At 40.6% G+C, this 14,056-nt stretch carries 17 protein-coding genes and 1 riboswitch; of the genes, 9 read left to right on the forward strand and 8 right to left on the reverse strand.

The features are described 5' to 3' along the window. The first annotated feature begins 19 nt into the window (after window positions 1-19). Together GLIP_RS20865 and GLIP_RS20870 are read left to right on the forward strand one after the other, a co-directional pair. Window positions 20-937, forward strand: coding sequence for an HPP family protein (locus GLIP_RS20865; RefSeq protein WP_008846719.1), 918 nt, complete (start codon window positions 20-22; stop codon window positions 935-937). A gap of 246 nt (window positions 938-1,183) precedes the next feature. Then, window positions 1,184-2,470, forward strand: a complete 1,287-nt coding sequence (locus GLIP_RS20870) for a hypothetical protein (protein ID WP_008846720.1) — start codon at window positions 1,184-1,186, stop codon at window positions 2,468-2,470. A gap of 15 nt (window positions 2,471-2,485) precedes the next feature. Here GLIP_RS20870 and GLIP_RS20875 read toward each other — a convergent pair whose 3' ends face one another. Continuing rightward, window positions 2,486-2,821: a hypothetical protein gene (locus GLIP_RS20875; RefSeq protein WP_008846721.1), complete on the reverse strand. Its 336-nt coding sequence runs from the start codon at window positions 2,819-2,821 to the stop codon at window positions 2,486-2,488. A gap of 132 nt (window positions 2,822-2,953) precedes the next feature. Continuing rightward, window positions 2,954-3,283, reverse strand: a complete 330-nt coding sequence (locus GLIP_RS20880; protein WP_008846722.1) for a hypothetical protein — start codon at window positions 3,281-3,283, stop codon at window positions 2,954-2,956. A gap of 122 nt (window positions 3,284-3,405) precedes the next feature. Between GLIP_RS20880 and GLIP_RS20885 the strand changes: the two genes are divergently transcribed. Next, the gene (locus GLIP_RS20885) at window positions 3,406-3,594 is read left to right on the forward strand and encodes a hypothetical protein (protein WP_008846723.1); all 189 of its coding nucleotides are present in this window, start codon (window positions 3,406-3,408) and stop codon (window positions 3,592-3,594) included. On the opposite strand, the gene epmB is transcribed toward GLIP_RS20885, so the two are convergent. Then, window positions 3,595-4,620 carry an EF-P beta-lysylation protein EpmB gene (gene epmB / locus GLIP_RS20890; RefSeq protein WP_008846724.1) on the reverse strand — a complete coding sequence of 342 codons (1,026 nt, stop codon included), beginning with the start codon at window positions 4,618-4,620 and terminating at the stop codon, window positions 3,595-3,597. A gap of 32 nt (window positions 4,621-4,652) precedes the next feature. Between epmB and efp the strand changes: the two genes are divergently transcribed. The 4 genes from efp (at window position 4,653) to GLIP_RS20910 (ending at window position 8,086) form a co-directional block, all read left to right on the forward strand. Continuing rightward, window positions 4,653-5,222, forward strand: a complete 570-nt coding sequence (gene efp / locus GLIP_RS20895) for an elongation factor P (protein WP_008846725.1) — start codon at window positions 4,653-4,655, stop codon at window positions 5,220-5,222. Between the two features lie 54 nt (window positions 5,223-5,276). Continuing rightward, complete coding sequence (gene epmA, locus GLIP_RS20900; RefSeq protein ID WP_008846726.1) at window positions 5,277-6,254, forward strand: elongation factor P--(R)-beta-lysine ligase; 978 nt, start codon at window positions 5,277-5,279, stop codon at window positions 6,252-6,254. Between the two features lie 177 nt (window positions 6,255-6,431). Then, window positions 6,432-7,571: a GGDEF domain-containing protein gene (locus GLIP_RS21580; protein ID WP_052155029.1), complete on the forward strand. Its 1,140-nt coding sequence runs from the start codon at window positions 6,432-6,434 to the stop codon at window positions 7,569-7,571. Then, on the forward strand, window positions 7,568-8,086 hold the full coding sequence (locus tag GLIP_RS20910) for a GNAT family N-acetyltransferase (protein ID WP_008846728.1): 519 nt from the start codon (window positions 7,568-7,570) through the stop codon (window positions 8,084-8,086). The genes GLIP_RS21580 and GLIP_RS20910 overlap by 4 nt, the downstream gene beginning before the upstream one ends. Before the next feature lie 25 nt (window positions 8,087-8,111). On the opposite strand, the gene GLIP_RS20915 is transcribed toward GLIP_RS20910, so the two are convergent. Continuing rightward, entirely contained in the window at window positions 8,112-8,711 is a 600-nt protein-coding gene (locus GLIP_RS20915) for a peptidylprolyl isomerase (protein ID WP_008846729.1), read from the reverse strand. A gap of 11 nt (window positions 8,712-8,722) precedes the next feature. Then, window positions 8,723-9,862 carry a methyltransferase gene (locus GLIP_RS20920; protein ID WP_008846730.1) on the reverse strand — a complete coding sequence of 380 codons (1,140 nt, stop codon included), beginning with the start codon at window positions 9,860-9,862 and terminating at the stop codon, window positions 8,723-8,725. Between GLIP_RS20920 and GLIP_RS20925 the strand changes: the two genes are divergently transcribed. Both GLIP_RS20925 and GLIP_RS20930 read left to right on the forward strand, forming a co-directional pair. Then, window positions 9,845-10,501 carry an alpha-ketoglutarate-dependent dioxygenase AlkB family protein gene (locus GLIP_RS20925; RefSeq protein ID WP_008846731.1) on the forward strand — a complete coding sequence of 219 codons (657 nt, stop codon included), beginning with the start codon at window positions 9,845-9,847 and terminating at the stop codon, window positions 10,499-10,501. The genes GLIP_RS20920 and GLIP_RS20925 overlap by 18 nt on opposite strands. Before the next feature lie 146 nt (window positions 10,502-10,647). Further along, entirely contained in the window at window positions 10,648-10,971 is a 324-nt protein-coding gene (locus tag GLIP_RS20930) for a BolA/IbaG family iron-sulfur metabolism protein (RefSeq protein ID WP_008846732.1), read from the forward strand. A gap of 66 nt (window positions 10,972-11,037) precedes the next feature. On the opposite strand, the gene GLIP_RS20935 is transcribed toward GLIP_RS20930, so the two are convergent. The 3 genes from GLIP_RS20935 to GLIP_RS20945 are packed head-to-tail and all read right to left on the reverse strand — an operon-like array spanning window position 11,038 to window position 13,773. Then, window positions 11,038-11,934, reverse strand: a complete 897-nt coding sequence (locus GLIP_RS20935; RefSeq protein WP_008846733.1) for a cobalamin-binding protein — start codon at window positions 11,932-11,934, stop codon at window positions 11,038-11,040. Beyond that, on the reverse strand, window positions 11,934-12,962 hold the full coding sequence (locus tag GLIP_RS20940) for a FecCD family ABC transporter permease (RefSeq protein ID WP_008846734.1): 1,029 nt from the start codon (window positions 12,960-12,962) through the stop codon (window positions 11,934-11,936). The genes GLIP_RS20935 and GLIP_RS20940 overlap by 1 nt, the downstream gene beginning before the upstream one ends. Next, window positions 12,955-13,773 carry an ABC transporter ATP-binding protein gene (locus GLIP_RS20945; RefSeq protein WP_226992266.1) on the reverse strand — a complete coding sequence of 273 codons (819 nt, stop codon included), beginning with the start codon at window positions 13,771-13,773 and terminating at the stop codon, window positions 12,955-12,957. Before GLIP_RS20945 ends, GLIP_RS20940 begins: the two co-directional genes overlap by 8 nt. A 138-nt stretch (window positions 13,774-13,911) precedes the next feature. Beyond that, a riboswitch (cobalamin riboswitch) is annotated at window positions 13,912-14,052 on the reverse strand. Between the last annotated feature and the right edge of the window lie 4 nt (window positions 14,053-14,056).

Here is a 14,056-nt window from a genome sequence, read left to right on the forward strand (position 1 = left end):
TTTTTTTTGGAGTATAAAAATGAAGCGATTCACCGAAGCCTTACGTTTTATCGGTATTCAAAGCGATGTGGTTTCTTCTGAAAAAGTTGTCGCAGCTATCGGTGGCACCTTAGCTATTTTACTAACCTACGCTCTTAGTGTGTATCTCATCGGCCCCGAGGGAAGTATTGTTATTCTACCGTCGATGGGCGCGTCTACCGTGTTACTTTTTGCTGTTCCGCATGGTCAACTTTCTACTCCTTGGGCGCTTTTCGGTGGCAACTTAATTTCCGCTTTTGCGGGTGTGACAATGGTCAAACTCGTTCCTGATATTTATCTAGCTTCGGCATTGGCAGTAGGTACAGCCATTTTGTTTATGCATTTAGCTAGATGCCTGCATCCGCCGGGGGGAGCAACCGCACTCGCCGCTGCGATTGGCGGACCTAGTTTTCAAGAATTAGGTTACTGGTATATGGTTACACCGACACTGATGAATTGTTTAATACTTTTTCTCGTCGCCGTGGTGTTTAATAATCGGTTTCATTGGCGACGATATCCAATGGGATTGATGAAATATCAAGAAGTGAAAAATAATCCTGATACCAAACGAATTTTACCCAAACACATACATCAAGCAATATCCCAATCTGAAGTCGTTGTAGATATCAGTGATCAGCAGCTTAAGCGTATTATTGATTTAGCGGACGAAATAATGCGAGCAGAATCTGCTTTAGGTTTCGAGTTGGAAGTCGGGGCGTTTTATACCAATAGTTTACCGGGTATGCGCTGGTCAGTTAGACAGGTTGTTGATGAGAGAGCACACAAAGAATTGTCGAAATATATGGTGGTATACCGGACCGTTGAGGGGGCCAATAAAGGTCATTCAGATAGCTGCTCTTTACTCGAATTTGCGGATTGGGCTACGGAAAAGCTGCAACCCAGTCGGAGACCCAAATAACAGCGATGTGTCTTGTAAATACAAACGAGTCGAATCGCAGAGATTATTTATTTCGGGCGTTCCTTTGCCAATCTAAAATGATATTATTCCACTAGAAATACATGACAGATTTGATAGTTGAGTGGTTTCGCCAGCATGATGCAACTATCTATAAAATAGTGCGAAGCTCTTTACGGGTGTTAAATAATTAAAGCGGAATTATAAAAGAGCGATGTTTGTTTCAGCATTATTTTTGGACATAACGACATGTCTAGGTTAATTAAATTCTTCAAAATGACACTGCTTTTTTTAATTGCGGTGACTGTTGTATTAGTAGTTTTAATATTTGAAACAAAACCTTTGGTCGTGGCTAATGCCTCTAAACAAGTAGACGACGCAGATTCAGTCAATATTTTGTTGCGACAAATCAGGCAAATTACCCAACGACGCTTTGTTCCACAAACCATTTATATGTCAAATCCGCAAATGAATAGCCTTGTGGGGTTTATGCAACGTGCCGTCCCCGAATTTTCCGGGGAAGTGCTTACCGACAAAGAAAAGCTAACCACTAAGTTTACTTACAAAGTCCCCGTTGATTGGTTTTCTTTATACCTTAATTTCAGCGCAGAATTGATCACAGCGCCAGGTGTTCAGGTTAGAAATATCCAATTAGGTGATTTGCCTATTTATGGGCAATGGGGTGTTTCAGCCATGACCTTTTTAGTCAATTGGTGGACCAATAGTGATTTGGGAGACATGGCCCTGAATCAAGTGTCGGAGGTGAAAACCTCAGAGAACGCGGTGGAAATTAGATTAATTCCTATTCATGACTTTTTAGTGAGTTTGAATGAAATTAAAAACGGACTATCCGGCTCTGATAACGAAGAATTAAAACAGAAGGTAACATTTTATTTAGCATATTTGGATAGTTTGAGCTTTTCCAGTCTACCTACAGGTCAGCCGCTGGCAGATTATTTAAAGCCGTTGTTTCAAAAAGCGCAAAGCCAAACGGTAAATTCTTCTGCCGTGGTTGAAAATGAAGCAGCCTTGTTGGCACTAGCCATTTATGCGGGACATCATCGCATCGCGAATTTTATTGGCAATGTGCAGCCGTTCGAAGGCAAGGTAGTTATGCCTTACTATCGACCACTGATTAGTGGTCGGAGTGATTTAACCCAGCACTTTGTTATTTCAGCGGCCATTAAAATTTTGTCGCAACAGGGAATTAGTGCAGCTATAGGTGAATTTAAGGAATTAATGGACCGAGCAGAAGGTGGATCAGGCTTTAGTTTTGCTGATTTAGCAGCTGATTTAGCAGGCATAAAACTCGCAGTGATGGCGATTGACCCTGTTCATGCAGAAACTTTGCAAGCTTCGTTAGCCAATATCAGTAGTGAGGAGCAGTTTTTCCCTGCCATTACGCATTTACCTGAAGGGTTAAGTAAAAACGAATTTAGCCGCCAATATGGAGATGTAGAAGGCGAGAAATATAAACAGGTGGTGGCGTTAATCAATCAGCGAATCGATGATTTAGCACTGTATCAAGGTCTGTGAAAGCTTAACTTTTGGTTATAACAGGTCTTGTATGGAGCGATAAACTTCAGTCGCTTTCTCAGAGGTCAAGTTATTGCGTGCCGCTGAACCAACACTACTAGATACGCGAATAAATTCATTGCCAGTGACGTCAGCAGATTCCTCAGCTTGATTTCCCGCATTCACGCTTTCTCTACGTTCATTTTGAGTTTGTTCGTTTTGTTGTAAAATTCTGGCCTGAGCAGATAATTCAACTTCGGGCTTGTTGGCATTGCCAATACCAAACGCATTCACGCCTGTTGATTCACTTTTAAATGCACCAGAAAGTGACGCAGAAAGATTATTTAGATTGTTACTAATACCGATTTCCATTTTCACACCTCATAAGGTAATGCCCCACCACATTTGATGCATGTAACGGGTAGAAACTATCTCCATCTATAATTATGGTGTATTTTGTATAAAAAACAACCTGCGCGCGATGTGTAAACGGTCGTTCTAATATTATAACGTGACTTTAAATTGGCTTAGCGTGCTAAGTAATAATTCCATTTTTTTAACGATGTCTGGTAATTTTTGTTCTATTTGTGACTGCTGGTTTTCTTCAAGTTTAGCTACTTCAACAGCCAGTTCCTTTACGTAAGGCACAAAACGTTTGCTCTGCACACTAAATCCCGCATCTTCAGCAAATATATGATTAAACTTACCTTTTCCTGATTGTTGTAATTTAGCAAGGGCTTCGTCAGCATCTATCGCTTTGCGATATATTACCTGCATGTTTTCAGCTAGTTTTTCAAATAAAGGTCGAAGTTTAGAGTCAGAATCAGTGGGCATTAAAAAGATCTCAAAAAAAGTGGAAAAAAATACTCAAGAAAGTTTCAGTAGGGTCGATAACGACCGTAGACGGGTAATTCTGCCTGTTTTTTTAAATTGCTACAAGCAATGAGGTAATTGGTATGGAACTTCAAGGTGTAAATGCATCTGGAACTACCGGTGCGCCGCTTGAGATAAAAGCTTTGCAACTTGCGAAATCAAATCAAGAGATTCAAGGCCAAGCGACGCTTCAGTTGTTGGAATCAGCAGCTGACGTACCAAAAGTTTCTTCGAATCCTGCAATTGGGTCAAATGTCGATACATTTGCTTAATTAAGGGTGAAGATGTAAGTCTAAGGGCGTTTTGCCGGGCTGTCCGCTAATTTCTCTTACGAGTTTGGGGACAAGAAAGCCTGGCAAGCGTTTTATCATCTCTGCCATTATTAACCTTGCTTTGCTTTCATCAACGTCAAAATGTGTAGCGCCTTTCACTTTATCAAGCATATGCAAGTAATAGGGCATAATTCCCACTTCAAATAAGCGCTCACTCAGTGCAATTTGGCTTTCGGTATCATCGTTAACCCCTGCCAGTAATACTGATTGATTAAGTAAGGTCACGTCTGCCTCTTTCAACAACTTCAATTTGTTTTGCAGTGTTATATCAATTTCATTGGCATGGTTAATATGCAGAACAATAATTATTTTCAGTTTAGACTTGGTTATCCAATCGATGAAGTGGGGATCAATACGATTAGGGATCACCACCGGCAGTCGAGTATGCAATCGCAAGCGGGTTATATGCGGTATTTGTTCAATCTGTTGGGTGAGCCAAGCCAAAAAATCATCTTTCGCCATGAGCGGATCACCGCCTGAGTAAATCACTTCATTGAGCTGCTGATCTTCTGAAATGTATTTAAGTGCATTTAACCAACCTGGTTTATTTAAACTGTTTTGCTGATAGGGAAAATGCCGGCGAAAACAATATCGGCAATTCACCGCACAACCGCCGCGTACCATCAGCAAGGCTCTAGATTGGTATTTATGCAGAATACCTTGTTGCGGTGTTGCTTGTTCTTGTAACGGATCAACACTATATTCTGGGTCTTCAAAGTATTCGTCATACAGCGGAAACACCTGCTTAAACAACGGGTCGAGCGGATCTGACTTGGCCATTAAATTGGCAAAGTGTAACGGTACACGCATAGGAAATAATTTCCGTGCAGTGATGTTTTGGGTATGTTGGTTTATTGGAATATTAAGAAATTCCAATAATTTTTCTGGTTGATTAAAACTAGTCGCTAGTTCTTTTTGCCAGTTACTCTCTACAGAGATGGATTTTTTAGGTATTATCAGCGCCAAACGAGTACTCAATCGATTAATTTAGAGGATTTATGGCTAATTACAGCACAAATGAATTCAAAGCGGGCTTAAAGATAATGCTCGACGGCGAACCTTGCAACGTTCTTGAGAACGAATATGTTAAACCAGGTAAAGGTCAGGCCTTTAATCGGGTCAAAATTCGTAAACTAATTTCTGGAAAAGTGCTAGAAAAAACCTTTCGTTCCGGGGATAGTGTTGAAGGTGCGGATGTAATGGATACTGACCTTACCTATTTGTATAACGATGGTGAATTTTACCATTTTATGAATAATGACACATTCGAACAAATTGCCGCCGACGAAAAAGCGGTAGGTGAGAGTGTTAAATGGTTAGTTGAAAACGATACTTGTACCATTACTTTGTGGAATGGCAGCCCCATCGTTGTTACGCCACCAAATTTTGTTGAGCTTGAGATCACTGAAACTGATCCTGGTTTGAAAGGAGACACAGCGGGTACAGGCGGAAAACCTGCTACTTTGGTGACTGGCGCAGTAGTACGAGTTCCTTTGTTTGTGCAAACAGGTGAAGTGATAAAAGTTGATACTCGCAGTGGTGAATACGTTTCTCGCGCGCAAAAGTAACTCACTTTTTCGGAGCTTAATGTCTTTTAAGCTCCATCTAATTTCCAGGTTCACATGACTATATCGGATAACTGGCAACCTTCGGCCTCCATTTCTATATTGCAAAAGCGTGCGCGCATCATTGCTCAAATTCGCGCTTTTTTTGTGCAGCGTGACGTACTCGAAGTGGAAACGCCGGCTTTGTCTTTGTCAGGTGTGACGGATGTGCATTTGCATGCATTCAATACGTTATTTCAAAGTCCATTGAAACCTGAATCGACACCGTTGTTTTTGCAGACATCGCCAGAGTTTGCCATGAAACGACTGCTTTGCGCTGGCAGCGGCTGTATATTTCAAATTTGTAAATCGTTTCGCAATGAAGAAGCCGGTAGGCATCATAACCCTGAATTCACAATGTTAGAGTGGTATCGGGTTAATTTTGACCATCTCCAGTTAATTGACGAAGTCGATCAGCTTTTGCAGTTGGTCTTACAAACGGAACCTCTAGAGATATTAACTTATCAAAATGCGTTTCAAAGGTTTTGTGATATCGATCCGTTAGCGTGCTCGCTTGACGAATTAAAGTTAAAGGCTTGCGAATTTGGATTCGAAAATATCGCAGCAATTGAAGATTCTATAGACGTATTACTGCAACTACTTTGTAGTCAAGTGATCGAACCTAAAATTGGTCAAAATCGACCTGTAGCCTTGGTTGGTTTTCCTGCGTCACAGGCTGCATTGGCAAGGCTTGAAGAAAGCGACCCACGCACAGCTCGACGCTTTGAAGTGTATTTCAAAGGCATAGAACTGGCCAACGGTTACCACGAATTGGCTGATGCCAATGAGCAGTTGCAACGATTTGAACAAGATAACCAAACGCGCAAACAAAAAGGATTAAAACAAATTCCTGTAGATCACAGGTTTTTAGCTGCAATGAAATCCGGATTGCCAGATTGTTCTGGTGTTGCGTTAGGCATTGACCGCTTAATTATGCTCGCCTGTCATTCCCAAAACATTGATAGTGTCTTAAGTTTTTCAATTAATAACGCGTAACCTCATACCTCAATACTATCTTTTATAACGTTTAAATTACGAAAGTAATGGTATCAAAAGTATTTTTTGCTAAACTAAAACTGATGGATCTTTAATCGATGTAGCAACAAGCAATGCTTTATTCATCGCATAAAATTGAATGAAGCGTAGGTAAGTTTCGATTTCACGAGTGGATTGATGTCACGATTTTTCCCCAAACCGAAGCCCGCATATCTAGCGGATTATTTGGTACATAGTAATTCCAACAATATTAAGTACGTTATTTACTTTTCATACTTGGCTTGTGTGGTGTTTGGTATTCAACTACTAAACCATTTCCGACTTGGTGATGAAATGTTGAATGCTGCAAACTTGCCTTATACCTTGCTGTATTCATTTTCATTAATTGTTGCAACCGCGAATATCCTGGTTTTAGGGAAGCTTAAATCACTATCGAAACTGTCGTCTTTTGTTAGCTTTATTGAGGCTTTGTTTTCTACATTTCTAGCCAGTGTTGCTGTTTTTTGGTCGATATTAAGTGTCAATGACGGCCACGGAATAACCCCCTTTGCTATCTTAATGATGTTGCTGTGTTTCCCTCTACAAGGGCAATTAAATTTGCTATTGGGGATTATTAGCACGGCTTTTGTTTGTTTAATGTTTGGCCTTATTCGCTATGCCGATATTGATAATATCTGGCCAGGTATTGTTACTGGATTTACCAGTGCGGTAGCGTGTTTTGTGGTGGCTAATTTAATCGAAAGAATACGATTAGAAAATTTTGAAATGATCTCTAAATTAAGCAGTATAAATAAACAGCTGCATCGCTTATCGCAGGAAGATCATCTTACAAAACTGCTCAATCGTCGAGCGATAGACAATGCTTTAAAGCGAGAGCTCACTCGCAGTGAGCGCTTTGACCATCCACTTTCGTTATTAATGATCGATGTTGATAATTTTAAACAGATTAATGATGGCTTTGGGCATGTTTTTGGTGATCAGGTGCTGGTCGACATCTCCCAATGTATCAAAAAGCATATACGCGATGTAGACTATGTTGGAAGAATGGGGGGCGATGAGTTTTTAGTTATCTTGATTGAAACAAACCAAGATAACGCCCTGCAAATTGCTGACAGAATGCGAAATGAAGTAATGAATCTGAATAACCAACATAAAGATTGTCACGTTTCAATCAGTGTCGGACTGACGGTAGCACAAGGTGAAAGTGTCGTGGCATTATTGGAAAAAGCTGATAAAGCCTTATACCTCGCTAAAAAAGCAGGCAAAAATAAAGTTCGAAATATCTTTATTCACTCTGATAAACCGTCTATTTCATGAGTTGTACGGGCACCTTAGTTGCGCAAACAGAGCGCTTGAATATTCGTAAAGTCACTACGGCTGAAGCGTTTTTCATACTAGAACTAGTTAATGATCCAGACTGGATAAGACATATTGGTGATCGTGATATTCACAATCAAGCGGATGCGCGCAGGTTTATTGAAGACGGCCCTTTTGTCTCGTATCAAAAAAATGGCTTTGGCTTGTACGTGTTTTGTGACAACCGTAAAAACCGTCCTATGGGCGTATGTGGAATGTTACAGAGAACGTTCTTGGATGCGCCGGATATTGGTTACGCAATTTTGCCAGCATACCGACGTAAAGGGTTTACGTTTGAAGCGTGCCAAGGTGTGTTGCAAGCTGATTGTCAGCGTTTAGGCCTTAAAAAAGTACATGCAATTATTTCTAAAGAAAATACCCAATCAATCAATCTAATCGAAAGATTGGGCTTCACATTCACTAAGGTTATCCAACACCAGCAAACCGACACCCTGTTATACAGCTTTTTCAAGTGAAATTGAGTGTCAGAACTACTTTTAGTTAAAGCGGTGGCAATATCGTAACTTTATTCAGCAGTACTGGCTCAATTGGCACATCTGCCCAGCCAATCACTGCATCATATTGGGTTTCCACTTGAGAGATGGCATCAAGCACATCAGTCCCCTCTGTGACATAACCGAACACCGCATAGCCCCACTTTCTGCCAGGATCTAAACTTTCGTTATCATTGAGGTTGAAATAAAATTGTCGATTAGCAGTATGCTCACCATTAGAACGTGCCATGGCAATTGTATAAGTTTGATTCTTTAAACCGTTACCTGACTCATTGAAAATATCTGGAAATTTTGGCAAATCTTTCATGTCTTTATCATAGCCGCCACCTTGCACGACAAAGTCAGCAATTATGCGGTGAAAAACAGTTCCTTCGTAACTACGTTTATCTACATAACGCAAAAAATTATTTACCGTAATAGGGGCTCTGGAGCGATCAAGCTCAACTACAAAATCCCCCATTGTGGTATGCATTTTAACCCTTGGATAATAATTATCTGGCTGGATTTGCGAGCCATCGTCTTTGGGTTTTCCATGGGCCATAAACGTACACAATGAGAGTATTAATACTACTAAATAATGCTTCATCTAATTTCTCTTTATTTTAACGAGGATAAAATACTAAATTTTCTATCGCTTGCGACAACACTATAACCGCCAAACAACCGTTTTAATTTTTGTGGATAGTCTAAGTGCCGATTGCCAATAACCCTTAGTTCTCCGCCTTTTGCTAATTTCGAACACGCATCTTCAAACATCTGAGTCGCAATGTGATCAGTGATAGTGTTCAGTTGATGAAACGGCGGATTACAAATTACGATATCAATTTGTTGTTGTTTTTCCAACCGCTCCAAGCAATTACTGACTACAAATTGGGCGCGATTGAATTGATCTGGCAAATTGTTTTTCACATTTTGTCTGGCTGACTCGACTGCCATATAGGATTCATCTACAAATATGACCTGTGCGTCTGCAAAGCGTTTTAAAACACATAAACCAACGACGCCATTGCCACAACCTAAATCGACCACGATTTTTCCATTACAATTGGGCAGGTTATCTATCAGCATGCGTGCACCAATATCGATTTGCTGACGTGCAAATACATTTGCATGGTTAAGAATCGTAAATGGTTCTTGATCCATTTCCCAGGTGGTTGGGTAAGGTGAAATTTGTTGAGTTAAAGGCAATTCCGGCTCACAAAATATTAGTCGCGCTTTTTTCTTGGCCAACGATGTATGCGTCTTGCCTAAATATTTTTCAAATAACGCTAACGTTGATTTTTGAATTGCTTTGGCTTTTGCCCCTGCCACTATTCGCGTAGTCGGTGCAAGTACGGATTGCAGTTGAATTAATTGATGTTCCAACAAGGCCAAGGTTTTTGGAATTTTTATAATAACCCAATCAGGAGCCTGTGGGATTTGCGCGAGGCTGTCATGAAACTTGATTCGCGTTTTATCTAATTCATTTTCTCGAATATTATGTTGGCAGGCAATTTGTGCAACCAATGAATCGCTAACGTGATGAATGTCAGCCTCATTTAGCCAACATGAGAGAGCCCCAAAATCATCATTCATGATGACGATACTAGCTTGTGTAATATCACCTTGCTCTTGATGGATGTGTTCTAAAATAAGTTCATCAGCAGCATCCCACGCCTGCCAACTAGGGTGAGCAAATCGTCTGGGATAACGGTATAATTGCAGAGATTTCTCTAAAAAATGAAAGCTAGTATTCATGAAAGCCGAATTCAAGTAAGTTGTATGCAACAGGATTTATTTTCAACCCCCCCAGCGGGTCTTATCAAAATGCCAATGGTAGATGCAGAAGTGCATTATCAAGCTGACTTTTTGGATCAGGACACAGCCAATCAATTGTATCAGAATTTAATGGTTAATTTAGCTTGGCAACAGGAATCTATCCAAATCTATGGACGAAAAGTGGCAATTCCTCGATTACAGGCTTGGTATGGGGATAAGCAAACTACTTATCGTTATTCTGGATTGGAGATGCACCCCATACCTTGGACAAAGGAACTATATAGTTTAAAACAAAAGCTCGAGCAGGCCTGCGATTCTCAATTTAATTCGGTTTTAGCTAACTGGTATCGAAACGGTCAAGATGGAATGGGTTGGCACGCAGACAATGAAACTGAGTTAGGTGAACAGCCTGTTATTGCATCATTAACTTTGGGGTATCCTCGAGATTTCGATTTTAAACATAGGCGCAGTGCCCAAAAAATAAGAATTTCGCTGCAAAATGGGAGTTTATTGGTAATGGCAGGTAACACCCAGCAACATTGGCTACATAGTCTTCCTAAGCGCAGTAACTTAGTTCAAGGCCGGATTAATCTTACCTTTCGCAAGATCCTTTTCTAAATATTCACGTTATAAAAACTTCAATTACAGCGTCGATAAATAATATCTATCAGACTCAATCACTTAAGATAAAACGTGAAAAAATAGATTTTTAATCCGCTCCGAACAGGCTAAATTTATACACAGACACACAGAGGGACCAAACTATGAACATACAAAACAATATTGAGCAAAAGTTGTTGTCACATTTTAATCCTGCTCATTTGGAAGTCATTAACGAAAGTTTTATGCACAATGTACCAGATGGGTCTGAAACGCATTTCAAGGTTGTATTAGTGACACCAGAATTTGCAGGTAAGCGTTTAATCAATCGCCATAGAGCGGTAAATGCTGTGCTTAAAGAAGAGCTTGCAGACCATATTCATGCTTTAGCTCTACATACATACACTGGAGAAGAGTGGCAAAGCTTGTATGGTAATTCTCCTGATTCACCTAATTGCCTGGGGGGAATGAAACGGGCAGCTTCATAAAGTAATTTCGGTATCAAATGGAGTGCAGGTTAATGGGGCTTGCACTCCGTACCATTCCACTAATTATTATTTAGCGTAAAACAACCTTGCGCGCTCAATGTTTTCGCACAATAGTTCTATTTCACTCAACACTCGGGTTGTCATTCTATACACCTTGTCTGCGTTTGGCCGCAATATAAAATGGTTTTCGACTGCAGGAATAAATCCAAACTGTTGCCAGTCGAATAATCTACTTTCTATTTGCTGCGCTGCTTTGGGTTGAATAATTACCTGTGGCATTCTACTGATAACTTGCTCAAGGGATACGGAAGGGTAATCTTCGTTAATTTCTGCAAAGATGTTTCTGGCCCCACAAAGATCGAGGTGTTGTTGTGGCCACGCGTCACCAGCAATAGTCTGCATTGGAGCTGGCCATATTTCGTAGAAGACAGAAATCGATTGTTTTGCAGCATACTGTTTGCGCATGTTTGTAAGGTGCAATTGATAGTTGTCAGCCAGCAAATTGGCTTGTTGTTGCCTACCGGTAAGTTCACCGAAAATACGTATTTCTTTGCTAACATCTTCTAACACTTTAGGATCAGAATAAAACACGCGAATACCAAATTCTTCCAATCTGGCTAGGTCAGTTAATGAATTTCCGCTTCTCCAAGCAATAACTAAATCGGGTCTTAATTGCAGTATTTTTTCGATTTGTAAGCGGCTATGATCGCCAACCCGTGGTAGTGTTTTGGCTTGTTCCGGAAAATCTGCGTAGGTGCCTGTGGCAATGATCTGATGTCCTGCGCCTATGTCGAATAATAACTCTACAATATGTGGAGCTAGGGCAATGATTTTAAGATTTTGTTTATGTTGAATGTTTAGATTGTCATTCGGTTCAACAGCTTCACAAACGCCCATACATAGCAGCAATATAAGCGAAACAAACGGTAAAAAAGGTGATTTATTATCTTTTACTGGCTTCATCAGCGACCTCGACTTTGCTGTAATGTAAATAAAAAGAATATACTGCCAATCGCCGAGGTGATAATACCAATTGGGATTTCTTGATTTTCAATAATCACCCGGGCGACGACGTCAATCCAAATTAAAAAGCTGCCACCAACAAATACACAACCAATAATGAGACTTCTACTGGTAACCCCAAACCAGCCTCTGACAATGTGTGGGATCATTAACCCTACAAAACCTATCCCACCGCAATAAGCAACGATGCACGAGGTCAAAGCTGCACAAATCATTAATACCAATAATCGTAAAGAGTCGACCTTAATACCCAGTGTCTGGGCGTTCTCGTCGCCCAATAACATGGCGTCTATGTGTCGACCGTAAAGCCATAAGACAATGACGCCTATCGTCACAACCGGCAACATGATCCAAACAAACCACATTTGTGCACTGGCCAAGCTGCCCAGTAACCAAAAAATGACTTTATTGGCTGCAAATGGCTCGGCCATAAATAATAAAAAGTGACTTAATGCGCTCAGCATAAATGAAACGGCTACCCCGGCTAAAAGCAAAAACTCTGTGCGCTCCCCGAACAATCTCTTCGACAATATTTGAACTAAGATGACCGAAAAAAATGCACCCAAAAATGCTGAAAGAGGCAACGCATAAGAAAATGGAATCTGCGCCAAATAGGCAAATAGAGATGATTGACTAGCTAAGCTACCATTAAACAAAAGCGTAGCGATACTTGCCCCTAAGCCAGCACCTGAAACAACCCCAAAAAGATAGGGATCGGCCAGTGGATTGCGGTACACGTTTTGTAATGTTGCCCCCGCTACTGCAAGTCCTGCACCAACTAAAAATCCAACCAAAACGCGTGGTAATCGCACCTGCCAAAAAATTGCTTCATCAACATTGGAGGCACAGTCATGGCTAATACATTGAAAGATGCCTGCGAGGTCTAACTGGGCCGCACCAAAAAACATTCCACAGAAAATACTTAAAACACTAAAACTGACCAGTATTGCAAATTTAGACTTAGTCATTTATTACGTTCCTGCCATTTGCCACATCGGCTTGCTCAATATTGGGAGGATAAAATTCAATTCTAATCTTATGTGTGGAGGGTTTGATCACGACATCACAGGGCGTTTTATAAACCTGTTGCAAACGTGTCTGAGTTAATACTTCTTGAGGGCTGCCAAAGGACATCAATTTACCTTCTGCCAATAAGCATAGTTGATCACAGTATTCAGCAGCATGATTGAGATCATGCAAGCTCATTACGATGGTAACGTTTTGTTGTTTCGCAATTTTACGTAGCAAAGATAATATTTGGTGTTCGTAGTACACATCTAAATGATTGATTGGCTCGTCGAGTACAAATAAACCCGCTGTTTGTACAAGTGCTCTGGCAATTTGTGCCCGCTGCTGTTCTCCGCCAGAGAGTGAATGAAAAGGTTGTTTTGCTTTTGCGCTTAAACCTACTTGTTCAAGAGCTGTGGATATTACGTCTTTTTGTGCTATTGAAACTTTAGAGAATAAGGTCTGATGCGGTAGTAAGCCCATACTTACTATTTGCTCTAAATTAAGATTAAAGACGCGACTATTGAACTGGTTCACTACCGCAATTTGCTGAGCGCGGGCTATTGCAGGTAAATTTTCAATCGCGTTTGAGCGCCAAAATACTTGTTGTTGTGAACTGAGTTGGCCAGAGATGAGCTTTAGTAGCGTTGTCTTGCCAGCTCCATTGGGTCCCAAAATACCGATAACAGAACCCGTGTCAGCTTGGAAGTGGATATCTGACAAGATTGTAGTACCAGCAATTTGATAGCTTAGATTGCTTAATTTGAGCATTGCTTTACCTGTCATTCCCATTGAACACTAAAAAGCCAAAATTGAATTTTGACGGGGTTTAATTTGATGCAAGGGGAAATCAGTATCGCAAAGAATACTAGAGTAAATCGTGTGATCCCGCACGCTACAAAAAATAAGTGAGTAATTGAATATTACGTTGGTATCTGACTTTTAGCCGCTGATGTAGGCTGACTAATTACAGTTGCGGGTACAGTTTTGGATTTACACCAAATTCCCATTTCATATTCTGTCGCTAAAATATAACAATCTTTAGCTTTGTGCC

It is taken from the genome of Aliiglaciecola lipolytica E3, from assembly GCF_000314975.1.
Classification (GTDB): domain Bacteria; phylum Pseudomonadota; class Gammaproteobacteria; order Enterobacterales; family Alteromonadaceae; genus Aliiglaciecola; species Aliiglaciecola lipolytica.

Coding starts and splice junctions, on each gene's coding strand:
- GLIP_RS20870 (WP_008846720.1), top strand. CDS start 1,184: ATGTCTAGGTTAATTAAATTCTTCAAAATGACACTGCTTTTTTTAATT.
- epmA (WP_008846726.1), top strand. CDS start 5,277: ATGACTATATCGGATAACTGGCAACCTTCGGCCTCCATTTCTATATTG.
- GLIP_RS20945 (WP_226992266.1), bottom strand. CDS start 13,773: ATGCTCAAATTAAGCAATCTAAGCTATCAAATTGCTGGTACTACAATC.
- GLIP_RS20920 (WP_008846730.1), bottom strand. CDS start 9,862: ATGAATACTAGCTTTCATTTTTTAGAGAAATCTCTGCAATTATACCGT.
- GLIP_RS20915 (WP_008846729.1), bottom strand. CDS start 8,711: ATGAAGCATTATTTAGTAGTATTAATACTCTCATTGTGTACGTTTATG.
- GLIP_RS20880 (WP_008846722.1), bottom strand. CDS start 3,283: ATGCCCACTGATTCTGACTCTAAACTTCGACCTTTATTTGAAAAACTA.
- GLIP_RS20940 (WP_008846734.1), bottom strand. CDS start 12,962: ATGACTAAGTCTAAATTTGCAATACTGGTCAGTTTTAGTGTTTTAAGT.
- efp (WP_008846725.1), top strand. CDS start 4,653: ATGGCTAATTACAGCACAAATGAATTCAAAGCGGGCTTAAAGATAATG.
- GLIP_RS20865 (WP_008846719.1), top strand. CDS start 20: ATGAAGCGATTCACCGAAGCCTTACGTTTTATCGGTATTCAAAGCGAT.
- GLIP_RS20935 (WP_008846733.1), bottom strand. CDS start 11,934: ATGAAGCCAGTAAAAGATAATAAATCACCTTTTTTACCGTTTGTTTCG.
- GLIP_RS20910 (WP_008846728.1), top strand. CDS start 7,568: ATGAGTTGTACGGGCACCTTAGTTGCGCAAACAGAGCGCTTGAATATT.
- GLIP_RS20885 (WP_008846723.1), top strand. CDS start 3,406: ATGGAACTTCAAGGTGTAAATGCATCTGGAACTACCGGTGCGCCGCTT.
- GLIP_RS21580 (WP_052155029.1), top strand. CDS start 6,432: ATGTCACGATTTTTCCCCAAACCGAAGCCCGCATATCTAGCGGATTAT.
- GLIP_RS20925 (WP_008846731.1), top strand. CDS start 9,845: ATGAAAGCTAGTATTCATGAAAGCCGAATTCAAGTAAGTTGTATGCAA.
- GLIP_RS20930 (WP_008846732.1), top strand. CDS start 10,648: ATGAACATACAAAACAATATTGAGCAAAAGTTGTTGTCACATTTTAAT.
- GLIP_RS20875 (WP_008846721.1), bottom strand. CDS start 2,821: ATGGAAATCGGTATTAGTAACAATCTAAATAATCTTTCTGCGTCACTT.